This is a genomic window from Gottfriedia luciferensis, from assembly GCF_002156865.1.
Classification (GTDB): Bacteria; Bacillota; Bacilli; order Bacillales; family Bacillaceae_G; genus Gottfriedia; species Gottfriedia luciferensis.
Genome location: NZ_NCTA01000014.1, coordinates 33,257 through 60,162, shown reverse-complemented (window position 1 = coordinate 60,162; position 26,906 = coordinate 33,257). Strand labels below are relative to the sequence as shown.

Here is a 26,906-nt window from a genome sequence, read left to right as displayed (position 1 = left end):
AAAATGGCATTCTTGTTTAAATTTATGAACATTCTCTTTTACAGAGTAAAATCCCTAACTCTAAAAGGAAGAAATTAGGGATTTATTGTCTCTTTATTGTATTGTAACACTAATGTATTTACCGCCTCTTGTACCAACAATTACTTGTTGACCCACCACCACTGGTGAAGCTTCAATATTTGCGCCTAAATTAATCTTATTAACAATTTTTCCACTACCATTAATTAAATATAGATTACCAACAGAGTCACCTTGAATTAAATATGCTTTATTATTTTTAGTATAAACAGCGACAGTTGAAGACCATGCGTAATTTGGTAATTGTAGATGCCATTTTTCTTTCCCTGTAGCCGTATCATAACTAATTAACAAACCACCGCTCATCGTTTTATATCTTGAGATATTAAATATTACCTGACCTTTTAATGGACCTGTTCCAACAATTGGAGTAGCTAACAATCCACCATTTACTGGATGATCACCTTTTACAGAGAATCCAGGAATTTTCTTCTCCCAAACTACTTTACCAGTTAATCCGTTTAACTTTTGAAGTCGAGCTAAGCCTTTTGTTCCTTGTTTGTCGATTTCAGAACCGGTATATATATATGGTGTACCATTTGAATTTTCAACAACAATTGAAGCATCTGTATCATCATAAGCATTGTTTGCCCAAACCGGTCTTTTCTTAATAATATCCAAAGCCTGTATGCCACCACCATTATCAGCAAAATAAGCAATGTTTTTAAATACCGCAACAGAGTTTTCAATACCTTGATATGCATTACCTTTTAGTTTGTATCGATATTTTGAAATAACTGGAGATAGTTTAATCCTTTTAGCTCTAGGATCATATTTCGTATTTAATTTTATAAAATAGACTAGCCCATTTTCTCCACCGACTAGCATCGCATCATCTTCTCGATGAAATAACGCCGAACCATCAAACGCTCCCCAACCACGGTAAGAATATGAATCAATCCCTGGAATGAACGCTAATAAAGAACCGTCTATTAGACTATAAATTCGCATTCCAATTTTTCCAGTTTGAGGTATGCCTTGTCCAACGTATAAAAGCGGATAACCTCTAGGATCAAGCGCTACGCTACCTTTTATTGGATTCTTAATATCAATTGGATTTCTCGTTTTCTTACCCGTTGCCAAATCTAAAAAATAAACCTTTCCATCTAATGAACCATAAACTACTTCTTTAAAATTAGACTTTGACTTAAATTGAAAGTATAAATTCATAATCTTTTGCTCTTGTGGTTTCCATTCAATTACACTCGGTTGCCCCGTCCAGCCTGATCCTCCGCCCCATCCAGGTGAGGAAGAAGTTTGGAATGACCAGCCTTTCACTAATTTTTGCTTTGTAATAACTGGATTCCCCATAAAAGCATTATTTCGGGATGGTCCACCTCTAAAGCTTAATATTCCGTTTACGGTTTGATATTGTTCTGGAAATGGTTTCGTAAAGATTTTGTTGCTGTTGCTAAAATTGTAGGATAAGTTTTTGCTGCTTGGGAGTTGATTTAACTGTAGTGGCTCCCATGTATTTGTTGCGGCTTTTACTTCATTTGTATGTATTATGTTTGTGACCTTATTTGAATTACTATGTTTAATCGATGGTGAAATAAATATTCCGGATAACAATATTGCGGTAGAAAAGATAATGCCCATCTTTTTCTTCATTTAGTTTCTCTCCCTCTTATCTTAGTAGACTACTACTATGAAACTACTAAGATTATATATAATGTGAGGTGAGTAATTTGTCATATTATGAAAGTGCATAGTTATATTTACTGAAAAATTACATTCATATAGTTTTTAATCGTTATGAAAAGAAAAACCCTACTGAGTTAGATCTCAATAGGGCTTACTATCATTATATTCTCTTGCGTAAATACACGGATTCTAAAGGATTATTGAACTGCAATGCCTGTAAAGTTCACTGCATTATTATTAAGATCTGTTAAGTCAATTGTACTCTGAGCCTTAACTTGAAGACCATTTAGTGTAGTAAGTGTGTTAGCAAGTGTAATTAGGATTTTATTCCCTGAAATGACCTCAGATGTTTCCGCTAATGCAGATGTACTAGTTCCTTGGAATACTGCTAAATCCGCACCAGCGTTAGCTCCATCTTTTACTGCCTCACTAAATGTTACCTCAATTGTTTTTGAGTCAAGTACTCTTGCTGAAACAACTGTTGGGCGTACTGTTTCTACAAAGTTACGAGCTTTTACATCAGCAACCATTATTGCTCCAGCACCAGTAGAAACATTTTGAACTGTGAAAATACGAGCTCCAGTAGTCGTTATTGCATCAGGTCTTAACGTAAGTTCAACTGTTCTTGCATCACCTTTAAAAATTGCAGTTCCTTCAAATGGTGAAGAAATTCCTTCTATAGCATAATTTGAAAGATTTAATGCAGATGAAGCTGAAACTTCTCGGTCAAAACTTACTAAAACTTTGCTATTAGTTTGTACAACATTAGAAACCACCGGCTTAGTTGTATCTACTGTTGTGCCTAGTTTAAATGTTACAGTTCTTGCTGCAGTCGCATTTGATGCAGTATCCTTAACAATTCCAACTGGTAAGTTTAATGAGAAATCTCCAGTTAATGCTGGTAATTTAACTTCAATTGACTTACCATCTGCTCCATTTACTAAATTCGTACCACCAGTAATAGGTGTAAGTGTTCTAGTAATGTAGTCTGCACCTACGTAAGTACCTGTAATTGACTTCGTAGTATCAACCGTTACATCCTCATTGTAATTTAAAACTAAATATTGTACGCCTGAAACAGTTTTAATGCTCTGGCTAACAAATAATGGAGCTGTTGTATCAGCTGTAATTTCAACAACCTTTGTTACAGCATCCATTGTGTTGCCTGCAAGGTCTTTCACTCCGCCAATGACCAGACTTTGCACACCCGCTGTTAAACTCGAAGTATTAAATGTAACGACTGTTTTACTATTATCGATCGAAGTCGTTAAGCCTGCTGCTGATACACCATTTACAGTTAATGTAGCACTTGCTGCACTTACTTGTTCAGAGAATGTAACAGCAACTTTTCCTACTCCAACCGATGCAACTGATGTGACTGTTGGCTTAATTGAATCAACATCTTTTTTGGCAACTGTTACTGAAACCGGATTCGGTGTTAACAGATTTCCTGCGAAGTCTTTTAGACCTGTAAGAGTAAATGTATAATTTTGATCTTTATTCATTGAAGTTGGTAGAGCAACAGAAAAAGATTTTTTATTTGTTGATAATGTAACATCACTAGCCGAGATTGTTACATTTGTAGGACCTGCAACCGAAATTGCTGATGCAATCTGTAAAGGTGTTGCATCGATTGGCTCACTAAATGTAAATGATGCATTTCCATTCGGTAAATATGTGACACCACTAAAAGTCGGACGAGTTTGATCTGAAACCGAAATCGTGAATGTTTTTTTAGGGAAATCAGCCTTATCAGCAGTTTTAACTTTATCAACAATTACATCGTAACGTTTATCTAACTTACTAGAAGAGGTAACCGTTAACGTTTTTCCATCTGCGCTAAGCTCACCTGTAAGCGAACCTGCGCCAATTGAATCAAGGCTATTAACTGTGATAACACCTGAATTTAAGTTTCCATTTAAATCAAAGATCGTTGAAGAGTCTACAGCTTTGTTAAAGGAAATTTGAATTTGTGAAGCGTTAACAGCAATTGCACTTTCAATTGTAGGCACAGCTAATTTGGCTTGTTGTGCTACTATTCTTTTGCTTAATTCTTCTTTGTAAACCTTGTCGCGTAAAACAGCCACTGCGTCTTGGGCAGCTTTTAATTTAGTAGCATCGTCAGAAGTTAAAGCTTCATAAGCTACAACTGCAGCTGTTGCAGCATGATATTTCGCTACTACACCCTGGATCCCTTTTTCCTTATTCACAATTGAAGTTGTTAAAGATGCTTTTTTATTTAAATCACGCAATTGTGCAACTGCATTTAATGCTGATTTTTTTAAACTAACGGATTTTTCAGCGTCTTTAGGATTTGTTGCATAAAAACCTTCATATTTTTTTACAGCCGCAACTGCAGCGTTATATTTTGTTACAACACCTTGAATCCCTTTTTTCTTGTTTTCAATACGTGTTAATAATTTAGCTTTTGTTGCTTTGTATTTTGCAGAGGTTAATTTTGCAACCGCAGCTCTAGCAGCTTTTTCTTTAGATTCTGCAGATTTAGCATTTGTTGGATTTGTAACGTATACACCCTCGTATGTTTTGACAGCTTTCTCTGCAGCTTGCGTTACAGTTTGTGTTGCAGCAGCAACAGGAGCAACGGCCGATGCTACCATTGCAGCCGTTAATGTAGAAGTAATAATTTTTTTATTTTTTGTAAATGCCATTCCAGAGTTCCTCCCTAAGCTTTGTAATATTTTTCTAGAATAAAAAAGTATTCACTTGCTCTTGTTGCTGTAAAACTATACTGGGATGATTAGTTATCCAAATTTTATAATTGTAAAAATAAGGATAAAATAGCTTTTTTTTCTAGTTTCTTTTACAAGGCTAGTATACAACGGGGGAAATGGGATTTTTTTTGGAAATACGACGATATTGTTACAGACTTCACAAAAATGAAGAATTAGCATTTTTTAATTTAATAGAATGCCATACGTATCAAGGGATTTTATTATTTTTGAATATTTTTTGTCCAAAATTATCAAACATTATTGGTGCTGTTGAATTTAGGTATTAGAACAAGTCATACTTAAAATTTCTTTTAAATGAACAAAAAGGAATTTTTTTAGAATTAATAGTGGGTAACCACATCATAAGTAAATGAGGTTTTTAAGTTGGCATAAATTATAAAAAATGATTCTCCATTTAATGTTGGGGTGATGACTAATTGTTATCATCCTTATTAAATGTTTAACAACGAGTAAAAATTATTTTTATATTTTAATCAATTAAGGTAGTTTTTTATGAAGTTATTTCTAATGGATAATTTTGTTATAATTGAGTTATGTAAAACTCGCAAATGAGGTGTTATTGGATGACAAATTTATACAAGGTAATAGGTTTTATTCTTTTTTGTTTAATAATTGGTGCCAGCCTTACCATTCTAGCAGAACAGTTTGATATTTTTCCAATTAAACAGGAGGATATAGCATCGTTAATTAACACTATATGGCAGGTACATGCTGGAGTTGCAACGACTAGTATAGCAATTCTTGCATTAATTACAGGTTTAAATAAAGAAAAAAAATACGGATATAAGACATTAGACTTCATGTTAAATATTAATAGAAGTAAATTTAGTTTTAGGTTTCATGAAGAGATTATCATTACACTACTACTTCTGTTCATTCAATATTTGTTTGTCGCAACTCTTGCCCTCGCTGGTTCTGTTTTTTTGTTTTCTGTTGCAGGATATTTCATTTTGAGATTATTTTACTGTAGCATTAAAATAACACTGTTTGAGGAAAAAGTTAATGACGAAATAAAAAATTTTATTTTAGAGAAATGCAGGTCTGCTATTGAAATAGAAAATATAAAATTAAAAAACACGGGGAACCCAAGAAATGGATAAAGTATTAAATAATTTATATAAGGATACAATTTTAGCATTAGAGAGTCAGAATTTTAACATATTTGAGGAAAATATTTTTATTAAGTATGAAGTATTAAAAAAAGTAATAAACGAGAGTCATTCTCCTTCAGAATCAGAAATATATAAGAGTCTTTTAAACTACCTTGATTTAATTTATGCAAAATTAATTCAGATTGGTCAAGAAGAAAAGGCAATAGACAATATAAATAAAGTTTATAACATTGTTAATTCCAGTAATCATAATAATCTATTCTTATATTTTTCCGAATCCATGAATATTTTTATTCAGAATATGAAAGAGTACCGGTTTAGCCAACTATTACAATTACCTTTGAATACATTAATTTATCAAATAGTAGCTAATATAGGTCTAAAAGATGGGGAAATACTAATAGATAATAATATTTCTTACCTTATTGGTAATATGTATGATTCTATTATTTCGAACAAAATTTTAGAAAATACGGAACAGAAATATTTATTAGATAGAATTTTAGAAGATGTTTTTTATTTCCAAGCCTATAATAAATCGGGATCTATAGAGCAAGTAATCTATAAAACTCTAATAAATATTTTACTTAAAATGATAATGAAAAAGGATATGCTGAGTTTACGTAGCGCGATAGAAATAATTAAAATTAGAAAAATTCATGTGGAAGATCAGCTTATCAGCAAAATCTTTCTTACAATGTCATCATACTTATATTATTTAGTTTATAAAGAAAGTATTGATGATAATGAAAGAGAAAAATATAAAAGTATTTTAACTATAATGAAAAATAATTTAATAGAAAACCTAACATTCTATTATAATACAGATTTTTGGACTCATTATAAGGAAGTAAAAGATGAATTAAGAAGATGGGAAATAATTGGGTTAGATGTAAAGTGGTTGATGATGGAGAGTGTAATAATTGAATACTTCCTATTTTTGACAGTTGTTAATGACCTGGAAATAACGGAAATAGACAAAGAAATATTAACTGAAGAAGAAGTATTTAATGTTATAAATACTTATTTTAACCGTAATAAAATTAGTGAATCTTTAGTATCCCAATACCAAAAATTTGTTGAAGGCTTTAGTAATGAAAATAGAAATATTATGAACGATATGGAAAAACTTAAAGACGAGATATTTGTAATTTACAAATATTTCCGATTCAAAGATGTTAAGGAAGAATCTCAAAAGGAATCTCAAATAAAAAATAATTTAGAAATTATTCTTAAAGAAGTAAGAAAAAGAATTAAAGAAATTCCGGTAGTACAAGGTATGAAAGAAATTTTAAAAGGACAAGAAGAAACTCATTTTCTTACATATAATATTAATATCCCAATAATTTTTTTATCTAAAAAGAATAGCTTTAGTTTTAACAGTTTTATAGATAATATCTTAAAATATTATGAGGGTATGTTTTTAAAATATTTAATTCAATCTGGAGTTATCTATAAATCGTTATTAATTCAAGATAGACAAAAAATAAAGTCCTTACTGGACTTAGTAAAAGGATATAAAAAAGATTCTAGCAAAATAAATGTTTTTATTTCAGGTATAGAACCAAATTCAACATTCCTTTATTTAGAGGATGAAGAATCTAAAAAGTTATATGAAGAATTAACTAAGGAAGTAGAAAAATATTTATTAACGAACAATAGATATTGGCTTGGAATTGATAATAATACCATTTCTATTAATGTAGTAGATTGTGAAGTAAAACTGATTAAAATGAGCGAATCTGAAATACAAGAACAATTATTAAAATTAGATGAAGAAAACGAAATGTACCTTATTAATGTAACAAATGATATATATTTACCTTTTTCAATAGATGAGGCTAAAGAGTATCTTTTCTTAAATAATATAAAAATACAAATTATAGTCCAAATAATATTAATGAAAAATGAAGAGGTATCGGGTTTTGTAATGGATATTAAATATGATAAATAAGCGAGTGCCTAAAAGTAAGAAATGGTTATTGCATAAGACAACTTGTTAATAAATATATGGGTGATACTGACTGCCTTTTTTTTCAAACCTCAACTTATAAAGGGTTTATGTTTGAAAAAATGATACAAATGTAGAGAGGGAGACAGAATAGGTATACTTCTATATACCGATTATAGAGGAAAGAGGTAATATTTAAGGAATAATAATTGATTACTAAAAGAAAAAATTAAGAGCAAATAGTATTTGTAAGACCTCATTTAGATACTTTACGGTGAACCGTATCATAAGTAATTGAGGTTTTATTTGTACATATAGAATATAAAAAATAGATCCCTTTAGAGCAACGGAATTCATCGTCTAATAGGATCAATTTTTGTAGTAAAAATTAGTTTCATTACCTCTACTTCTCTAAACAAGCAATTATTGGATTTATTCTGATTCTAATGGATTTGAAGTAGTAGTCTTTGTTGAGAAAGAGAAGGACATTCTATCGGTAAAGTCATTGATTGTTTTCATTAATTCTTTCTTCTCATTTACAATTTTTTGATATTGCTCAACATAATTATTATTCTCTATTTCTAGGTTTCTAATTTTATCCTCAAGTTTATTAATTGTTAAAATATTTTGATATTGAACATTAGTAGATTCTTCATAAAGATTATTGTATTTGGCTGTTTCTTTTTCAAGTTGATTTGAAATCTCTTCATTTTCCAAGTTGGATTTCATTTGAAATTCCTTATAATCTTCAAGGAGCTGATCGTATAACAATTGTTTGCTCGTCAAGCTGTTTTCTAAGTCACGAATTTCTTTATTTTTTCCTTGTAAAAGTTGGTCTTTCTTAATTAAATCATGCTTAAAACGATTAATTGCTTCATTTGCTGAATATAATTGATCCTCAAGGCCTACATTCTTATAAGACAGTAATTGACGGTCCTTAAGCATATTTTCAATAGAAGCGATTACATCCGATGCAATTTTATCCTGATTATCTTTTTGGAATAGCTGGGCATTACTATTAGTAACAGGCTGCTCAGAATTCCCCGCGGGATAAGACGGTTCTTCTCCAGTCATCTCCAATACTTCTCCCTGCTGTACTGCACTATTTTTCTTCAATTGGTTTTGATTAGACAAAACGCCTTTAAACCAACCCATTCCTTTTTTATCTGTTTCAATGGCCAAAATATCATCTCCAATATATTTAAGATTAAAGCCTACTCATATTAAAATATTATCACATAAAAAATAGTAATAAATATTAAAAAAGTCCTATTTGTCGAAATATGTAAAATTTTTAATATATTTGTAGAGTTTTCAAAAAAAATGAGATACTTTAACATCTCCTGAAAGCCAATTTGTCTATAATAGGAAATGCAAGTACATTAAAAGCAGGTACTCTATCACCTAGCGATTTAAAAACAATTAATGTTTGGAAGGATGATGGGGGGAAATATGGACTTTAGATCATCGAAGGTCGATAACTAGCATACATGTACGGGTTCAGTTTTCAAATAATTTCGGCTACTTCAGATTTAGCTTCAACTTTAATGAGATTTCCCCATGGATCGTATTTCACTTCCGCAGCTCGGTGTTCAAGATCAATAACTTGTATGTTTATATTAGAAATTTCTTATCTTTGGCTATCTTAAGAGAAGAGAAACAAAAAAGTGCATGATTTCGAAGAGATAAATTTTCTGTGGCTGATTAGCCACGTGCATATTCTCATTGATTTAGGTATTTAGGAAAGTACTTGGATATTTTTGTTCGCCACCTTTTTTTATTACAATGTTCCAATGTTAGCTCTTCTATTAGAAGGGTGCACTTGCTTTTTAAATCGCTCTAGGATTACAAAGAAAAGCCCATTAAAGAATTCTCTTTAATGGGCTTCCAAATGTTACAATCGCCGTTTATCAATAAAATGAATTGGCAATTGGCACCTAATTTATATTTAATTAGCGAGATGCAGTATCTGCTGTTAAAGTTACACCTGTTACGTTGTAATCTTGAACAGTTACTACTTTAGATGTTACAAACTTACCATTTGCATAGTATGCAACTGTGTAAGTAGCATTATTTTGTACTGCTACAGAGAATGTTCCTGTTCCCGCAGCAATATCAGCAGTTTTTGCAACAATCTTACCATTGTTATCAAATACAACAACATAATCAGCAACTGAATCAGCATTAACTGTACCAGAAATAGTACTTGTTAAAGCACCAGATACAAGTTGAACTTGAATCGCTGGACCGTCGAAATTAGCATTGATATCTTTAATTGTGAATGTTGTTGCAAAATCTTTATAAACTACAGGAGTAGCGTTACCTTCTGTAATTAATACTTTGTAATCACCTGTTGGTAAAGCTGTTGCAGTAGTCCAAACTTTTTTGTCAGTTTGTTGAGTGAAATCAAACGTACCGTAATAGTTTGGAGCTTTTACCGCACTACCTCCATCACCAGTTGCATCATGTCCTAAAGCTGCAACTAATACTGTAGGTGAACTTGTTGTATATTGCTTGAAACCTTGATAGTCAGAAGCGAATTTGTTGTCAGTTGCAGTAAATTTCACTTTATTTGCATCTAGGACATTAAACATTGAGTCAGTTGCAACGTAACGTGATTGACCTTTTGCACCTTTAACAACTTTAAAGTTTATAGGATCGTTAGCCCCTGCTTTAACTGTTACAGTAGCAGTTGCAGTTTCAATTCCTTCACCACGCACAACAAATGTATAAGTTTTCCCTGCTACTAATCCACTTGTAAATGAATAGTTTCCACCTTCAACGTCATAGTATGTTACTGGCATACCTTTTTCGTCATATACCATTACAGTAGCTTTACCATCTGCAACGTTTACGAAATCATCTGCAGTTTTAACATAACCAGATAATGTAGGTGCTTTGATTGATTTTAGAGTAAGTGAACCTTTTTGATCTTGAATATCGTAAACTTTGATAGCATCACTAGTGTTTGTTTCATAACCAGCTAATGTTACACGTACTTTTTGAACGCCAGCAACTAAACCAGTAAGTTTAATACTTCCTGCAGTAACTGCTAAATCTTTTTGAGTAGAAATAACATTACCATTTTCATCTAATAAATCAGCTGTAGCTAACGCAGTTGTAGCAACTGAATTTCCTTTTTCATCTTTAAGATCAACTGTTAAAGTACTCGCTGCTTCAACGTTAAGATCTTTCGTGCTTACAGCATTGTCACTAACTGTTGCAGTACCTTCAACTTTTCCACCTTTAATGTAGTCACTTTCAACTACAATTTTATAATTACCTGTTGGTAATTTAGTTAAATCTTTAGAAAGTTGGATAGCTTTTGTAGTAGCATCAATAGTAAATTTATCATTAACAGAATCAACTTTCACATCTACACCATTAACAACTTTGTAAGCTGTAACTGTAGCTGTTACTTCAGTACTTGAAGCTGCTACTGGTTTAGACGCATTTGAGTCAGCATTAACTTTTAATGTACCAGATTGAGTAGCAACTGATTCATTGTATTTGAATGATCCGTATTTAGTTGTTGTTTTTAAAGTACGTTCTTTTTCAATTACACCATCAACAGTTAGATTTTGTCCCTCAGTTACACTTACAGGAACGATAGTCTTTGCATTTACACCATCATTAAGAACAAGGTAGTAAGTACCTGTTGGTAATGTTGGGATAACAGCGTTTCCACCTTCAGCAAAGAATTTTTCAGTAGCATCTACTAGACTAATTTTGTTAGTTAACTCTTTTTCGCCAGATGCTTTTACTGCATTGCTAGTTGCAAATGTTTTTTCTGCAACGATTTCAGTTACACCATCTGTACCTACTAATTTTGCTTTAAGTCCAGTAGTAGTTGTGAAATCTGCATCATTGTCAGTACCTGTTGGGTCGTTCCATTTTACGCCTAATTTGATTTCTTCAATTTTCTTGATTGGACGTAATTCTGTTAATTGAGCTGTATGAGATTGTTCTTTAGATAAATTCACAGCAACAGTTTTAGTCTCATATACATCAGATAAATTTGTAGAAGATAAAGCTTTAGAAAGAACTACTTGTAATTCTGAATTAAAAGTAATTTCATCAGTAGCAAGTTTTTGAACAGGACCTGTTACATCAGCAGTATCAGTTAAACTTGAACCCGTGTTACCGAAAGAATAAGAACCTGTTGAATCTGTAGTAGCAGTAGAGATTGTTACCCATTTGCCGTTAACTTTCTTTTGTAAATCAGCTTTTACGCCAGCTTCATTTGTACCTGTAGCTGCATCTACAGCATGACCATCAATCGCTAATTCCGATACTACAATTTTGTTAATCGCAGTGTTTACTACAGTAGAGAAATTACGTTGAACGTCCGCTTTTGCTGTTTTAATAAAGTAGTCAGCACCATTTTCTACTTTTACTGAAACTTCACCAGCATTAACTGGAATGCGGTAGTATCCGTATGCGTCAGTTTTAACTGAATTTCCTCCAGCTGTTACTGTTGCGTTTGCAACTGCAACTGCAGGTGTACCACTAACTACGAAACCTTCTACAAATGTACCAGCAACAATTGCACTATAAGTTGTTTTTAAACCTGCATCAGCAGTAGCCCAGTCAATTGATACTGTGTAATCGCCGTTGTAAGCAGCTTTATTTAAAATATCTTGATCTACTTTAAACGTTGCAACATTTCCATCAACTTTTACGAAAGTAGCTGTTAAAGTTTGAGATCCTTTTAAAGTGATTTTCTTGCCAGTAAGTTTTGCTCCGTCAACTGCGTTTTCAAAAGTTACTTTTACTGTAGCATCAGTTGAGTTAATTGCACTTACATTAGCTACTTTTGTTTCTGCTTTAAATTTTAAATCTTTAATTTTTTGTTCAATTTGAGATTTAAGAGCTAAACCGCGTTTAGTAAATTCATCCTTTTTAGCAGGATCTTTTACTGCAGCTAATAATGTTGGAGCATCTTTAAATAAGTTATCAACTTCAGCTTGAGTTGTGTTAGCTGTAGGTTGGAAAGCCTCGATTGCTTTTAATCCTTTTTCTACATTAGCCTCAGCAGCTACTTCATTTTTATAATAAGTATTTAATTCATTGTATTTAGCTGTGATTTTACCATTTAAAGTATTTTTTAAACCTGTGTTCACTAAAAGTTTAACCGCATTTTGTGCAGCCACTTTTTTCTTTTCACTTCCAGCAAAATCAGTTACTTTAACTACTTTAGTATTTACGTAAGTAGCTACAGCAGTTTCTGCTTTAGTGATGTTAGCTACTACAGCGCTGTTTGCTTTATATTTGTTATTAATTGTAGTTGTTAAAGATTTTTTTGTTGAAGCATCTTTTTTACTTGTTAATTTTGCAACTGCAGATTGAGCAGTCTTTTTAAGAGCTTCAGATTTCTTAAATTCATCCTTAGTTGTAACTTTGAAGTTGTTGTAAGCTTTTACTGCGTTTGAAGCAGTTTGAGCTGGTGTTAATTTTGCAGCAGCAGCAGCTACTGGAGATACCGCAGACGCTACCATTGCAGCAGTAAGTGCAGTAGTAACGATTTTTTTGTTTTTGTTAAATGCCATTCTAGTGTTCCTCCCTGAGATCTTATGTAGTATTTTACTAGAATAAAAGATGCATTCTCCTACTCTAGGTATTAACTCAAATTAGGAAAATATCTCTATCTTCCAGGATGTTTAATTTACAAAAGTTGTAATTTTTGACAAATTTTTCTAAATGGTTAACATCGCTAGTATACAACAAGAGCGTCAAAATTTGTACAAAAATTTTAAATCTTTTTATAATTTTTTAATTACAAACTTTTCAGATATATTACATCTGCTTGTCGTACACCTATTTCTTCGTCACAAATATGACAAATTTATAGCTTATTTTTAACTTTTTTTATTAAATTCTAAAATATAAGCCAATTATCCTACTTTTGTCGAAAAGTATTTGTGTAAACAGTTCCGTTTTTCACTCTTTTCGATTAATTCACACTTTTAATAGTTCGAGTTATACATAACTTATGGTACATTTAAAGAAAGAAATGATAGATTACCATCTTAGGAGGGAACACCCTTGATACAGTCATTGCAAAAAATGATTAGCAATCGAAAATTAAAGGAATATGAAAAAATAGTTTTAGAGATAAACGAAAAAGAATCATTCTATGAAAATCAAACAGATGAAACATTGCGAGAGTATACTCATACATGGAAGCAAAAATTTTCTAATAATGAATTAACAATTGAAGAAATAAAAATTGACGCGTTTGCATTAGTACGTGAAGCAGCGAAACGTGTACTTGGCATGCGCCATTATGATGTTCAATTAATTGGCGGACTTACGTTATTAGATGGAAATATTGCTGAAATGCCAACAGGTGAAGGGAAAACATTAGTTTCTTCATTACCTGCATTTACTCGTGCACTTGAAGGAAAAGGTGTACATATTATTACGGTTAATGAGTATTTAGCTCGACGCGATGCTGAGCAAATTGGCCAAATCCATCAGTTTTTAGGTCTTACTGTCGGCTTAAACATTCCAGATCTTTCTATAGAAGAAAAGAAAGCCGCATACAACTCTGACATAACGTATGGAATCGGAACTGAATTTGGTTTTGACTATTTACGTGACAATATGGTGACTACTCCTAGCGAACAAGTTCAACGTCCATATCATTATTCGATTATTGATGAAATTGATTCTGTTTTAATTGACGAAGCTAAGACACCATTAATTATTGCAGGTAAAAAATCAGCACAATCACATTTATATTTACTATGTGCACGTTTTATTCGAACTTTTAAAAAAGAGGCAGATTACTTATATGATGAAGAATCTAAGGCAATCGCTTTAACGGAAGAAGGAATTTCAAAGATTGAACAAGCATTTTCAATTGAAAATTTATTCGATTTAGAACATACAACGCTTTTCCATTATGTACATAATGCTTTACGCGCTGAGGTATTATTCCAACGCGATGTTGATTACATTGTTCATGAAGGCGAGATTCAATTAATTGACTTATTTACAGGTCGAATTATGGAAGGTCGTTCACTAAGTAATGGACTACATCAAGCAATTGAAGCAAAAGAAGGTTTAAAATCAACAGAAGAAAATCACACGGTTGCATCTGTCACAATTCAAAATTATTTCCGTATGTATCCAATTCTTTCTGGTATGACAGGAACAGGAAAAACGGAAGAAAAAGAATTTTTACAAGTTTATAACATGGAAGTTATTCGAATTCCTACAAATAAACCAGTTATTCGTATTGACCATGAAGATGTTGTCTTTGAAAAAACAGAGCAAAAGCTTCAAGCAGTTTTAGCAGACGTAAAAATACGACATGAAAAAGGACAACCAATTTTAATTGGAACAACTTCAATTCGTCAGTCTGAGGTTGTAGCTGAATTATTGGAAAAAGAATCGTTAAGCTTCCAGCTTTTAAATGCAAAGCACGTTGAAAAAGAAGCAGAAATGATTGCAATCGCGGGCCAAAAAGGGATGATCACCATTTCGACAAATATGGCAGGACGAGGAACCGACATTTTATTAGGTGAAGGCGTATCTGAATTAGGTGGTCTTCACGTGATCGGAACTGAGCGCCATGAAAGTGAGCGTATTGATCTACAGTTAAGAGGACGTGCTGGACGACAAGGAGACGCGGGTTCATCTCAGTTCTATTTATCATTAGAAGATGAGTTATTTGTCCGTTATAACCCAGAAAAACTTGAGAAATTAATGAAAAACCTTCAAGTGGATCAATCTGGAAAAGTGTTAAATTCATCCGTTCAAGAATTTGTAACAAATACACAGAAACTTTGCGAGGGTAATCAGTATTCAATTCGTGAATGGCAACTTAAATTGGACGGCGTTGCAAATGAGCATCGTCATGTAATGTACGAATTGCGAAATAACTTATTATTAAGCGAAGTAAATATAGAATGGTTTATCTTGCATGTAGAAGAAATTATCGAGAAATTATTAAAACAATATTATCCTGAAAATAGTGTTCCTGAAGAATGGATTCAATCAGAAGGAAAAACTGCTTTAGAACAGCTAATTCCACCACTTCGAATTGATGTTGAACATTTCGATAATGAAGAAGAAATTTGGAATACCGTAAAAGAAGCACTTTCAGTTTATAAAGGTCTACTAAACAACTTGGAAGATGAGAAAAAGACCGAATTAATTAGTATCATGAAATATTCAGCACTAAGTACAGTTGATCTGTATTGGACTGAACATTTAGAGCACTTACAGCAATTAATTGAAGGGATTCATTTAAGACAGTATCAGCAAGAAGATCCGATTCGTTTATATGAATTTGATGGATTTAAATTGTTCGAACATACTTATCAATCAATTCAACAAGATATAGCAGCAAGTCTTGCTTCAACATTCCAAGAATTATCTTGTCCACAGGGGGTAGAAGAACAACATGTTATCATCGATTAAGCGTTTTTTACAAAAAGGTAAAGATTCAACAGTTTCATCGAATGACTTATTGCAGCAACCAACTACTGAACAAGCCGAACAAGTTGAAGAAAATGAGGAAAGCGAAATTCATCCAAAAATTTCATTTCATCCACTAATGTATATTGAAGATGAAAGCCGCTATGTTTATCAGTTTTTAAACAATGAGCTTCCTCCTTTAAAACCAAATCAATTGTCATTATCTGCAATTGACCTTGAAGTAAATGAAGAAGGAGCAACCGTTTCAGCATTTGTTCGAAACAGTTTACCTAAATCAGTTCGTTTACAAGATGCAGTGTTATTACTTATTAGTGAAGAAAATGAGCTTTTAGCTAAAAAAGCATTTAGTTTGGAAGAACTTGGCGAACTACCTGCATGTAGTAGTCGCCCATGGCGTTTCGTATTTGAACACGAGTTTTTACTCAAAGAAGACTTACCAACCCAAGGCTTCCAACTAGCATTTGATTTATCAAAAAATGTACATCGATTAGATATAGATCCAACATGGGAAGGTCGTCTTTCTGAAGAACAAATAGTAGAACTAAGTAATCTAGTAAATACGTTACCTAAATTAGGTGAAAATGAAGTAAGTATACACCCATTAGGAGCAAACTCAAACGAAGATGGTACGCTAGCAGCAACGCTACTTGTTCGTAACGGATCGAAACAAGCAGTAAATCTTGAAGTATTGCCACTAGAACTATTAAATGAAAATGGTGAAACAATTGCGCGTGGTTCTTTTACATTACCACCGTTATTAATTCAAGCAAACACAAGCAAACCATGGACATTCATCTTCCCGAAAGAACTAGTGCAAATTCCAGCATTCGATCGTTGGAGCGTAAAAATACCGAACCAAGAAATGGTTTAAACAAAGAAAAGCTAGAGAATAATCATTCTCTAGCTTTTTATGTATAAGTTTATTTATCTAAAGTAGTAATTATTGTGAAGTTGCTAAAGATGTTCTTTTAAGAATATGTTTTTATAAAACGAAACAGATTGGAACGGAAGGAAGCTCAGCTCACGCCCCATGGAAAGCGAGTATACTGCAGTGGAAATCAACAGGTTATCTATTTTAAGTTTTAAATTTTCTCTCTCTATTCTTCTCTTCCTCAATATACTCTTCCAATAACTCCTTAATCATCTTTAGTCTCTCTTCCTCTGACTTCAATTTATATTCAACCTTCTGACTTAAATACATACTAATAATCTTCGTTGCTTTGCTCATTTGTTTATCAAATATATAGTAAGAAATCGGAAGAATCGTTTCTTCTCCATTCCGAAATTGTATTTTCGTTTGCTTTTTTTCTTTTAAATACTTGTTAATTTGGATAAAGTTTAGCCATTTACATGTGTTGTTACTTTGTGAAGATGTAGGAATCATAATAATTGATAATGTGGAGTTAATCATAAGCGGAATCTTTTTCATACTTGGGTATTTGCTTTTTACGACTTCAATGTGACCTTTTATTGATTGATTATGGTAGAGTGCTGATTCTTTTATTAGCGTTTTTGCCGGCCTTTTTGAATAGATGATGCCTTTGTTTTTATCGATAATTTTTGTTGAATACTCTGGGTGGTCTGCAGTTTCAATCATCATTGTTTCATATGAAATTACATAATCTAATTTTGACATATGTGCCTCCCTGAAGAATTTATACATAACCGATTATATCAGAGTTTTCTTTCCATATTTTTGAAACTTCTATGACCACAAAACTAGTATTTTAGTAAAATTTACCTTTCAAAATGTATTAATACATGAAGTTACTTTAAATAAATTTACCTAAACTTGATGTTTTCGTATCAATACTTCATTTTCTCGTTCACATTATGTACTTATCTTAAGCTTTTGAATAATGCGTTTTTCCCATTATTTCAATATAGTTATTCCACCGCGGAATAAACGAAAAAGGCATGCCTTATGAAAGGCAAAAAAATGTGTAATGGAGAGCATGTAAAATACGAATTTTTTTCAGGGAAAACAAAGCCTGATACATTTGAAGATTGTGTAAATCAATACGCACGTATGATTAAAACAATTATGAAAAAGCTCCAAATCTACAAAAATTATGAGGAGTATTATCAAGTTGGACAAATCGCTTTATGGATGGCTTATCAGCATTATGAAAGTGAAAAAGGAAGCTTCTCTAATTATGCATTTCTGACCGTTAGAGGACACTTACTCAATGAATTATCCAAAACGGTTAAATACGATGATAGAAATGTATTGATTGATCAACAATTAGAAGAAGCTGTCTATTGTGATGAAGTCTTTCTGTTGGAAGATTTTATGATCCTGCTTAAGGGCATATCCCCACTTCAGAAACAAATTCTAGTCGAACGCTTTTATTATCATCGAGAATTTTCTCAAATCGCAAAAAAGCTAAAAATGAATGAATCTAGTGTACGCTCAAGCTATCGCTATGCATTAAAGAGATTAAGAGAATTAAAATAAAATAAAACTCACAAAATATAGAGTAATCATCTAGTTGATTACTCTATTCAGATTGTTGAATTATATATTGTTCAAGATGATAAAAGGTCATTAAGTTAAAAATTTTGTTTTTATGATTCATAATTTGTTATAAGTAAAGGATGTTTAAATTTTTTTCATGAATACTTTTTTTGAAGAATAAGTTGATTCCAACGAAAGGATGCTCGACTCCTATGGGAAATGCGGAAAGGCTAAAGACCCCGCAGGCTTGCCGAGGAGGCTCAGGTTTCGCCCCATGGAAAGTGAGAATCCTGTAGTGGAAATAAACATCACTCAAATTATTTAAACAAGATTTTTTAGTAATCATCTATTTGATTACTCTATTATCTGTTTATATTAAGCAATCGAGATAATTAAAGACATCTCGCCTATTCCATCAAAATTCATCGTTAATTCAACTGGTGCTTTAAAGTTGTGAAGAGTCGTATTTCCTTCCCATACTGTCGGAGGCGTAATATCCATTTCGATGCCTTGTTCAGCAGCAAATGTAGTTAAGTTCCCCGCAATCATATTTCCTAACTCACCAGTAAATGAAATTAATATCTCATTTTCTACTGGCATTCCAAACATAGATTGGGCAAGCTGGCTAAAAGTACTAGATGATCCTTTTAAAACAGTTTGACCTTTACAATTTCCTGTCATGCCAACTAAAACCCCTAAATGACCTTCAACAATATTTCCCTTTAGCATCTTAGGTTGACCTAAAGTAAAACCTAGTGGAACGACTGTTTTTATTGATTGAATTGCGCTATTAAGTAGTTTCGTTATAATCAGTGAATCACTCATATTTTCCTCCCTATTAACTAGAACTTTTTACCTGGTAATTTTAATCTACTAGTATTTAATTATTATATCGGCACCTTTTTAAAAATTTTCTTTCTTTTTACAATAGTCTAATAATATCATTTCACAAATAATATGTTCTGTATAAAACTTACTACTATTTCACTAATTTTTCTAATTTCGAGCAAATTTTCTGCCATTGTCGAAAAGTATTTTCAATAAATTTTTTAGTGATTATTTCAATTGTAAAAAAAACCTTTGATTTATCTAATGTTTTTAATAATTCTGAAACATTACCGTTCTAGTAGTGATAGCTACAAATTCCTACAAACTACGAACTTTGTTCATTATATAATTACTTTATAAATTTAAACGGATCAATTAAACACTCTCTAGAAAAAGGCAAACCAATTGAGAGATTGGGACGCAAAGCCACTGGTCTTACGTTCAAAAATATGGTGATAGTACAGTTTTTAACCAGTTTAAGAACAAAGATAGCAGGGTTACCTAGGTATGATATACCTTAATTTTTGGGAGGCTATTATCCATGCAGGCAGACTTAGAAAAAGATTCTACTGAGTTAAACTGGATCGACTTACTATTAGAATGTATCGAAGTAGGGATTAGTCCTGAAGAAGTACGATCATTTCTTTACAATTCCGTTAAAGATTCATGTCAAAACTAGGAGAATTGCTCAAGACTATGATATACTTTTTGTAATAGTCAAAAAGATATGGAGTAGCTTATATGATAGGAGAACGCATAAAAAAACTACGTTTACAACATGGCATGTCACTTACGGAACTTGCAGAACGTGCAGGTATTGCAAAATCTTACATCAGCTCAATTGAACGAAATTTACAGAGCAATCCTTCAATTCAAGTATTGGAAAAAATTGCAGGAGTCTTTAACACGACGGCAGAAAGCCTCCTAAAAGAAGACAGTGATCCCACGAAAGCTATTGATTCTGAATGGATGAACATCCTTCAAGAAGCAATTAATTCAGGTATTGCTAAAGAAGAATTACTAAAGTTTATTGAATTTAATAAGTATAAGCAAGGAAAATAAATCTTCAAATTAAGGGTGAAATTTCTTAATTTGAGGATTTTTCTCTTTCCAGCAAAAGTCCAAATAAAAAAACACCTATACTGTAATATAGTTCAACTATAAAACAGTATAGGTGTTTTTTTGAGTCTACTAGAGGATTGGTCTAAATGGGGATTACTGTGCTAACCCTAATTGTTCTCTTAATTCATTTGAAAGTGCTAAACGATTTTGTTCTGGCACTAAATAGTAATAGATCCCATTAATCATTTTTCCGCTTCCTTGTAATTGCTGTTGATCTAAATTTTCCGTCGCACTACGGTAATCTTTCTGAATATCAAACATTTCCTGGATCGTAAAGTTCGTTTCTAAATTTTTACTAATTGACTTTAATATCTCTTTGTAACTAACTAAACTTTGAATTTTTGTCCCTTTATTAATGACTTCTTGAATAATTTGACGCTGCCTAGCTTCTCGTCCAAAGTCACCTTGTGGATCTTCATAGCGCATACGAGAAAAGCTCAGTGCCTGTTTACCATTTAAAAACAATAATCCTTTTTTAAAATGAAAACCATCATTCGTAAAGTCTAGTGAGTTATTCACTTCTACTCCACCAATCGCATCCACTATGTCTTGAAACCCTTCCATATTTACTTCTAAATAGTAGTCAATCGGTATATTTAAGAATTTTTCAACAGTGTTAACAGTCATTTGAACGCCACCAAAGGCAAATGCATGATTAATTTTATCAGTCGTGTTTTTCCCTACTATTTCTGTTCGGGTATCCCGCGGAATACTAATAATTTTTGTTGTATGTTTAGTCGGATTGACTGTTACTACCATTAATGAATCCGAGCGCCCTTTATCGCCTGGTCGTTTGTCTACACCTAGCAATAGAACAGAGAATGGGTCTTTTCCTTGAACACTTACTGGCTCTTCTCTTTTCTTAGTCGTTTTAATTGGATGATAAATCGTACTTGTCGTTTGTACTACATCATGGTAAATATAAAACCCAGTTCCTCCAACTATTACAACTAAACCCAACACAACTAAACCAATGCGTAACAATAATATTTTCCAGCTCACAGGAATAGCTCCTTTTAATAAAAATAGTAATCATTAAATGTTTAACCGAGAGACAATTTTTACGGATTTACTTTCATTTATTTTTTTGTTTCAACGTTAACACATTCAACTCTGGTGGATTATCGAATCGAAACTTTAAAAACGGAACAAAATTACTGCTTCCTAGACCTGTACTGACATATTGCTTTATCTGTTTGTATTTCCATAGCCCTTTCACACGATTTTGAGGTGGAAATAGACCATTTCGTTTATACCATGCTTCTGGTACAAATAACGCTCCGATCAATGGCAAACGGATTTGGCCGCCGTGATAATGTCCCGCGAGAATTAAATCATATTTTCGATCTTTAAACTTCAAACTTGAATCATTTAAAAGTGTGTCTATTCTTGCATCAACAACTGGATAATGGTTAAGTGCAATTAAAACATCACGTTTCTTTAAATGGTCAATACTGGCCATCTCTTTCAATAATATTTTACGGTGTTCAATGTACTGCTTTGTTTGAGCATATTCTGGTAAGTAGATTCCACTCGTTTGTTTTTCACTTTCAGATGGGTTCAGAATCGATGTCTCAAAATCAACAAAGTTAATAGAGGCGTTGTTTTTCCTAACCGAATAAACAGATTCTAAGAATTTAACACCACTTTTTTCGATTCCCTTCACAAATCCACTTTTTACTAAAACTCCACTTGAAGTTAGCTGATATGCCTCAGGATCTTCATTCCCAGGTATATAAATAGCGGTCTTTTTATTCCGTATTCCTTTTAATAATTGATAAAAAGGCTTACTACTATTACTTTCACCTTTCAGAACCATATCTCCAGTGAAAACAATGGCATCGTAATCAATCGAATTAATCGATTTAAGTAATTGACTTTGATTTTTACCAAACTCTTTACCGTGTAAATCTGTGATTTGAAGAATTTTATACCCATCGAATTCTTTTGGTAAATGGTCTATTATGATATCTTGTTTTGCGATAGTTAGATGGTTGTTGTCCCGGATTGTATAGACTACAAGCGCTCCTATCAAAATAATCAATCCTACAACTACCATGATGTTTTTAATCCTCAAAGCGATCTCTCCATTGCTCTTTATATAGAAAAAATAGGGACAGTTATCACTACTTAACCGTCTCCTTTATTTCAAAGAATTTAAATAGGTCTTCAACATTTTCAGCTATACTAACGTGTTTACATTTACTCGCTTCGATTTTATTTTCAAAACCGTAACCATAAGTTACAGCAATAAAATCAATTCCTACTTTCTCAGCACCTGTAGCATCGTGGATACTATCTCCTATTAATACTACTTTAGACAAATCACTCTGCCCTAGTTCTTTTAAACACATTAAGATGAGATCTGATTTACTAAGCGTATCTGCATCATCGACTCCATTAATCGAATCAAAATACGGTTTTAGTTCAAAATTTTCCAAAATCTCTTTAGCTAAATCGTCTCTTTTTAGTGTAGCAACCGCTGTTGTACAATTTTTCTCTTTTAAAGCAGCTAGTAGCTCTTTTATATTTTGATAGTGCTTAGCTTCAAATTTACCTTTTTCTTTGTATCTGTTTCTGTAGATTTTTACTGCTTCTCTTGCTACATCTTCTGTAAAACCACATTCCCTCATAAACGATTTTAAAGGTGGTGGACCAATGAAACTTCTTTGCTGTTCTACTGTTAATTCTGGTACTCCCATTTGAATTGCAGTGTAGTTTGCACCAATCATAATCCCTTCGGCTGTATCTAGTACTGTTCCATCTAAGTCAAAAATAACTGTAGAATATTTCATATTTCCTCCAATTAATGTGTCCTGCTATACAAATGAACGTCACTGTATATAGTCGACGTTATAAAATGAATGTTCATGCTCTTTTTTAAGAAATTCAAATGCTTTTCAATTCCTTCATTTTTTTTTACAAGCTCTGCCATTTCAATATGATTAATTAATTCAGTTGAATAATAGTTTTTAGTCTTATTTAAGCTGAAACCATCAAATCCAGCGAGATACACATTCTCAATTGATAAACGGTTTAGTAAATTAATCGACATTAATCCAGCATTATCTGAAATGATCGGATTATCTAGTAGTAAATCAGAATAATTAATAACGAATGAGGAATTCATTTCTTCGTTTGGTATATTCGATGTTGTTATGATAGAAGTCGTGGGTGGTATATCATTTATCGCGTCAGCTATGTTTTTAAATCGTTTATTATTACTAATAAAAACAGCATCACATTTAAAAACACTCGGAATAAAGTTCACACTAATTACAAAAGGATCTTTGTCACATATAAATGCTCCAATATTCTCAAATTCTTTTTCAATCGATTTACCCGGTGCGACGATCAGTACCTTTTTATTTGCGATCAGTTTTCTTAACCTCATCAAAGCTTCCATATCATCAACCAATTGCATTTGATGGTTAATATATAAATCTTCAATGTAATTTTCATCGTAAATGTCGCGCTTTTTACTTGGGATTTGTTTTAAGATTGTGTTGATTGACTTAACGGATATCGTTTGTTTATTCATTAAGTACGAAGCATAGTTCGGATGACAGTTATTAACCGCTGCGATGAAATAAGGTACGGAATACCCCCATTTAGGTTCGTTAAGAAATCTACTTAACTGCTCATCGACAATTTCTAATAACGGGACAATTTTATATTTTTCTTCTATATTCTCATTGATGTACCCAGTTATTAACTCTGTACATAAATTTCCTGCTCCTCTTCCCATTCCAAAAACCGAAGAATCAATAATGATATTTCTTTTAGTGTGTAGCATTAGTAATTCTTGCGCGTTTGAAAAGGATAATTGTAAATTATTATGAGAATGAAATCCGATGCTAATTGATTTATCGAGATTGTGGTCTAGGAGATGATACATTCTTAGGAGATTGTTTTTATACATAATCCCAAGTGTATCAACTAGATAAAATGCATATGGTTTTAATTCATTTACTTTTTCAATTAAAGCGATTAGACTTGCATCGGTATAACTAGTCGTACCAACTGGTTGGATAAAAACTTTGTATCCTTTTTCGATTAACCTTTTTCCATATTCTAATGCTTCAGCAATTTCCTTCGCATTATCGTGAAATGTTAAACGTATTCCATCAATTGAAGTTCCATCGTACTCTTTAATCTTGTCGATTGAGATAAATGGTTGATCAATCATAGCGACATACGTAATATTTTTGTTCTTTGGCTCAATCAATTCTTTTATCTTCTCAACCTCGTTAAAGATCGATGTATCGTTATCGTAATCTACCTCTCTAATAAATCCACATTCTATAATATCAATGTTGGATTGTGCTAACTTTTCAATTATTTTTTTTATCGTTCTTTCTCCAAAATTCCAGTTATTAATATAACCACCGTCACGTAAAGTACAGTCGAGCAGTTTTATATTGTTCACTCTAATACCACACTTTCTACACGATTTTTTATGATCTCTCTAACTTTTTCTAAATCTTTTGGAGTATCTACTGATAGTGTCATGACATTTGCTTCGATAAACTTTATTTTCTGTCCATTTTCTAAAAATCTAAATTCATCAATGTCTTCAGCCGCTTCTAAAGGTCCTCTTGGAGCAGCATAACAAAACTCAAGTGCACTTTTCGTAAAACACTGCACACCTACGAATTTTTTAAAATAAAAATCATATGTACCTTTTGGATATGGAATTGGACTTCTCGCCAAATATAATCCGTAACCATACACATCGGTTGCAATTTTGATTTTTGAAAAATCAACCGCTTCTAATGGATTCTTTAATTCAGTCATTAGGTTTGATACATAAGTAGAATTTGGATCAATAGCAACAGGTAATATCCTTCTAATAGCTTCTGGCTCAATTAATGGCTCATCACCATTTACGTTAATATAAAAATCAGCATCAATCTTTGTAGAAACTTCATACAGTCTGTCCAGGTGTGTTTTATGTTGATCCGATGTCATAATCGTTTTTATACCATAGTTCTCACAAACCTCTTGTATTCGTAGATCATCAGTCGCTACAAATACTTCACTTAATTCCTCTATTCTTTTTAGTTGATCATGAACCCACCAGATCATTGGTTTTCCGCTAATATCTGCTAGTGGTTTACCTGGAAATCTTGACGAATTATATCTAGCTGGGATGACACCGATTATTTTCATACTACTTATTCCTCCAATCTATTTTAGCGAACAAGATATCCAACTAATTGTTCGTTTTAAAGAACAACACTACAAAAAATTTTATTGTACTTTTCCAACTAAATGGTCAACATGCTCTAATTCACTCTTATTTCTTTCAAACTTTTGAAAGAAGTTAATTCGATTTACGAGATACTCTAAATACTTCTGTTCTCTCAAAGGATTTTCCTTTAATCTTTGAAGAATGAATTCTAAGTAAAATATCTGTCTATATATGTCTGACTGTTTTACCATTTCTTCTGCCATCCTAGCGTTTACGTAATCTTCTTCTAAATAACGATTTGTAAATGTTTTAAATGCGATTTCGATTTCTTTCGTCAATAAACTGAAGTCTGGCTCCTTCAATTTGGAAATCTTATCAAACGTAATAAAGTAAAAATCAAAAAAAGAACTTCTAGTTCCTAAAGTATTCCAATCGATTACCTTTGTTATTTTTTTATTCTTAAGAATATTTCCTTCCCAAAAATCTCCGTGTGTAAATCCTAAAAGAATTTCTACTTTTGGGCATTCTTTTTGAAGCTCTTGATGTATATTCGAAATAAACTCCATAATCACTTTTATGCTATGAATAGATTTAGAATCTTCTAGTATAAAAGGATTTAACAACAATTCTATTCTTTTTATAACACTCTTTCTATGTTGTCTTAGTGTAATCACTTGATGTTCTTTACTTACTAAAATCTCTTTTAATATAGGTAGAATATCGAGATAAAAATCTTTTAGGTCGTTTGATTCCCAAGATGCAGGTTTTAAATTCAAATAACTTTCCTTCATGAATCTTTTGTGAAGATCCGAATCAAGCAATTTAGGAGATAAATGACAACTTTGTGCATCTCTTAGCTTATTTATTCGATCATTCATCTCGGAAGTTGAAAAATAGTGTGGGAAAACAGTTGTTACATTCTTCTTTTTAAAATTGACAATTTTATGCTCACCATCACCTACTAAAATTAAACAATTCCCGTAATGAGATGAAGACAGGATTGGAAAAGAGCTGTTAGACTTTTTATATATTTTCTTCTTTCGATAAAATACATAAGTAAATTGTAAAACTCGCATGAGTCTAACAAATGGTAGGAAACGATTCATAAAATGACGATTTGTTTTCCTCTCAAGAAATCCAAATGGTTTACCATAAAAATAGAGAAAATACATAAGACTTACTAAACCTTGATCTAAATTAATATAAAGTGAGCTATATAGGAAATTATCTAAATAAATATAGGTCCACTCCTCCATTTAGCACCCCTTCTTTGATATGACGACTATTTTAAGGTTATGAAAGGTTCTGTTCATTATAT

The 26,906-nt window shown here is 32.2% G+C and carries 19 protein-coding genes and 1 riboswitch; of the genes, 7 read left to right on the top strand and 12 right to left on the bottom strand.

Features of this window, described 5'->3' with window-relative positions; translation table 11 throughout:
* Positions 1-93: 93 nt before the first annotated feature.
* Positions 94-1,689, bottom strand: coding sequence for an outer membrane protein assembly factor BamB family protein (locus B7R67_RS11455; RefSeq protein ID WP_088070546.1), 1,596 nt, complete (start codon positions 1,687-1,689; stop codon positions 94-96).
* A gap of 230 nt (positions 1,690-1,919) precedes the next feature.
* On the bottom strand, positions 1,920-4,391 hold the full coding sequence (locus tag B7R67_RS11450) for an Ig-like domain-containing protein (RefSeq protein WP_088070544.1): 2,472 nt from the start codon (positions 4,389-4,391) through the stop codon (positions 1,920-1,922).
* 647 nt (positions 4,392-5,038) lie between these two features.
* On the opposite strand from B7R67_RS11450, the gene B7R67_RS11445 reads away from it, so the two are divergent.
* Together B7R67_RS11445 and B7R67_RS11440 are read left to right on the top strand one after the other, a co-directional pair.
* A complete protein-coding gene (locus B7R67_RS11445; RefSeq protein ID WP_088070542.1) occupies positions 5,039-5,575 on the top strand; it encodes a hypothetical protein in 537 nt (178 codons plus the stop codon).
* Entirely contained in the window at positions 5,568-7,541 is a 1,974-nt protein-coding gene (locus B7R67_RS11440) for a hypothetical protein (protein ID WP_088070540.1), read from the top strand. The genes B7R67_RS11445 and B7R67_RS11440 overlap by 8 nt, the downstream gene beginning before the upstream one ends.
* 429 nt (positions 7,542-7,970) lie before the next feature.
* Here B7R67_RS11440 and B7R67_RS11435 read toward each other — a convergent pair whose 3' ends face one another.
* Positions 7,971-8,720, bottom strand: coding sequence for a coiled-coil domain-containing protein (locus tag B7R67_RS11435; protein ID WP_088070538.1), 750 nt, complete (start codon positions 8,718-8,720; stop codon positions 7,971-7,973).
* A gap of 770 nt (positions 8,721-9,490) precedes the next feature.
* Entirely contained in the window at positions 9,491-13,087 is a 3,597-nt protein-coding gene (locus tag B7R67_RS11430) for a hypothetical protein (RefSeq protein ID WP_088070536.1), read from the bottom strand.
* Positions 13,088-13,583: 496 nt separating this feature from the next.
* Here B7R67_RS11430 and secA2 point away from each other — a divergent pair, with 496 nt between their 5' ends.
* Complete coding sequence (gene secA2, locus B7R67_RS11425) at positions 13,584-15,968, top strand: accessory Sec system translocase SecA2 (RefSeq protein WP_088070534.1); 2,385 nt, start codon at positions 13,584-13,586, stop codon at positions 15,966-15,968.
* Positions 15,952-16,857 carry an accessory Sec system S-layer assembly protein gene (locus B7R67_RS11420; protein WP_088070532.1) on the top strand — a complete coding sequence of 302 codons (906 nt, stop codon included), beginning with the start codon at positions 15,952-15,954 and terminating at the stop codon, positions 16,855-16,857. The genes secA2 and B7R67_RS11420 overlap by 17 nt, the downstream gene beginning before the upstream one ends.
* A 204-nt stretch (positions 16,858-17,061) precedes the next feature.
* Here B7R67_RS11420 and B7R67_RS11415 read toward each other — a convergent pair whose 3' ends face one another.
* Positions 17,062-17,622, bottom strand: coding sequence for a competence protein ComK (locus B7R67_RS11415; RefSeq protein WP_158095082.1), 561 nt, complete (start codon positions 17,620-17,622; stop codon positions 17,062-17,064).
* Positions 17,623-17,910: 288 nt separating this feature from the next.
* Between B7R67_RS11415 and B7R67_RS11410 the strand changes: the two genes are divergently transcribed.
* Positions 17,911-18,444: a sigma-70 family RNA polymerase sigma factor gene (locus tag B7R67_RS11410; RefSeq protein ID WP_088070528.1), complete on the top strand. Its 534-nt coding sequence runs from the start codon at positions 17,911-17,913 to the stop codon at positions 18,442-18,444.
* A 375-nt stretch (positions 18,445-18,819) separates the two neighbouring features.
* On the opposite strand, the gene B7R67_RS11405 is transcribed toward B7R67_RS11410, so the two are convergent.
* Positions 18,820-19,269 carry a chemotaxis protein CheX gene (locus tag B7R67_RS11405; RefSeq protein WP_088070526.1) on the bottom strand — a complete coding sequence of 150 codons (450 nt, stop codon included), beginning with the start codon at positions 19,267-19,269 and terminating at the stop codon, positions 18,820-18,822.
* 388 nt (positions 19,270-19,657) lie between these two features.
* Positions 19,658-19,777: riboswitch (cyclic di-GMP riboswitch) on the top strand.
* Positions 19,778-19,813: 36 nt separating this feature from the next.
* On the opposite strand from B7R67_RS11405, the gene sinI reads away from it, so the two are divergent.
* Together sinI and B7R67_RS11400 are read left to right on the top strand one after the other, a co-directional pair.
* Positions 19,814-19,951 carry a DNA-binding anti-repressor SinI gene (gene sinI / locus B7R67_RS21895; protein WP_142289547.1) on the top strand — a complete coding sequence of 46 codons (138 nt, stop codon included), beginning with the start codon at positions 19,814-19,816 and terminating at the stop codon, positions 19,949-19,951.
* 62 nt (positions 19,952-20,013) lie between these two features.
* Positions 20,014-20,334: a helix-turn-helix domain-containing protein gene (locus B7R67_RS11400; protein ID WP_088070524.1), complete on the top strand. Its 321-nt coding sequence runs from the start codon at positions 20,014-20,016 to the stop codon at positions 20,332-20,334.
* A 153-nt stretch (positions 20,335-20,487) separates the two neighbouring features.
* Here the strand turns inward: B7R67_RS11400 and B7R67_RS11395 are convergent, their stop codons facing one another.
* From B7R67_RS11395 to B7R67_RS11370, 6 genes are all read right to left on the bottom strand, one after another.
* Positions 20,488-21,396 (bottom strand): LCP family glycopolymer transferase, encoded by a 909-nt coding sequence (locus B7R67_RS11395; RefSeq protein WP_142289546.1) that lies wholly within the window; start codon positions 21,394-21,396, stop codon positions 20,488-20,490.
* A 73-nt stretch (positions 21,397-21,469) separates the two neighbouring features.
* Positions 21,470-22,471, bottom strand: a complete 1,002-nt coding sequence (locus B7R67_RS11390) for a metallophosphoesterase (RefSeq protein WP_088070520.1) — start codon at positions 22,469-22,471, stop codon at positions 21,470-21,472.
* Between the two features lie 49 nt (positions 22,472-22,520).
* Positions 22,521-23,189: an HAD hydrolase-like protein gene (locus B7R67_RS11385; protein ID WP_088070518.1), complete on the bottom strand. Its 669-nt coding sequence runs from the start codon at positions 23,187-23,189 to the stop codon at positions 22,521-22,523.
* Positions 23,190-23,200: 11 nt separating this feature from the next.
* Positions 23,201-24,823, bottom strand: a complete 1,623-nt coding sequence (locus tag B7R67_RS11380; RefSeq protein WP_158095081.1) for an aldolase catalytic domain-containing protein — start codon at positions 24,821-24,823, stop codon at positions 23,201-23,203.
* Entirely contained in the window at positions 24,820-25,566 is a 747-nt protein-coding gene (locus B7R67_RS11375) for a 3-deoxy-manno-octulosonate cytidylyltransferase (protein WP_088070515.1), read from the bottom strand. The genes B7R67_RS11380 and B7R67_RS11375 overlap by 4 nt, the downstream gene beginning before the upstream one ends.
* A gap of 81 nt (positions 25,567-25,647) precedes the next feature.
* Positions 25,648-26,844 carry a protein kinase family protein gene (locus B7R67_RS11370; RefSeq protein WP_088070513.1) on the bottom strand — a complete coding sequence of 399 codons (1,197 nt, stop codon included), beginning with the start codon at positions 26,842-26,844 and terminating at the stop codon, positions 25,648-25,650.
* Positions 26,845-26,906 lie beyond the last annotated feature (62 nt).

Excerpts from the sequence above, each read along its gene's own strand:
- B7R67_RS11415 (WP_158095082.1), bottom strand. The coding sequence starts at position 17,622 with ATGTCAAAATTAGATTATGTAATTTCATATGAAACAATGATGATTGAA.
- B7R67_RS11450 (WP_088070544.1), bottom strand. The coding sequence starts at position 4,391 with ATGGCATTTACAAAAAATAAAAAAATTATTACTTCTACATTAACGGCT.
- B7R67_RS11400 (WP_088070524.1), top strand. The coding sequence starts at position 20,014 with ATGATAGGAGAACGCATAAAAAAACTACGTTTACAACATGGCATGTCA.
- B7R67_RS11455 (WP_088070546.1), bottom strand. The coding sequence starts at position 1,689 with ATGAAGAAAAAGATGGGCATTATCTTTTCTACCGCAATATTGTTATCC.
- B7R67_RS11445 (WP_088070542.1), top strand. The coding sequence starts at position 5,039 with ATGACAAATTTATACAAGGTAATAGGTTTTATTCTTTTTTGTTTAATA.
- B7R67_RS11375 (WP_088070515.1), bottom strand. The coding sequence starts at position 25,566 with ATGAAAATAATCGGTGTCATCCCAGCTAGATATAATTCGTCAAGATTT.
- B7R67_RS11410 (WP_088070528.1), top strand. The coding sequence starts at position 17,911 with ATGAAAGGCAAAAAAATGTGTAATGGAGAGCATGTAAAATACGAATTT.
- B7R67_RS11440 (WP_088070540.1), top strand. The coding sequence starts at position 5,568 with ATGGATAAAGTATTAAATAATTTATATAAGGATACAATTTTAGCATTA.
- B7R67_RS11405 (WP_088070526.1), bottom strand. The coding sequence starts at position 19,269 with ATGAGTGATTCACTGATTATAACGAAACTACTTAATAGCGCAATTCAA.
- B7R67_RS11385 (WP_088070518.1), bottom strand. The coding sequence starts at position 23,189 with ATGAAATATTCTACAGTTATTTTTGACTTAGATGGAACAGTACTAGAT.
- sinI (WP_142289547.1), top strand. The coding sequence starts at position 19,814 with ATGCAGGCAGACTTAGAAAAAGATTCTACTGAGTTAAACTGGATCGAC.
- B7R67_RS11420 (WP_088070532.1), top strand. The coding sequence starts at position 15,952 with ATGTTATCATCGATTAAGCGTTTTTTACAAAAAGGTAAAGATTCAACA.
- B7R67_RS11370 (WP_088070513.1), bottom strand. The coding sequence starts at position 26,844 with ATGGAGGAGTGGACCTATATTTATTTAGATAATTTCCTATATAGCTCA.
- B7R67_RS11430 (WP_088070536.1), bottom strand. The coding sequence starts at position 13,087 with ATGGCATTTAACAAAAACAAAAAAATCGTTACTACTGCACTTACTGCT.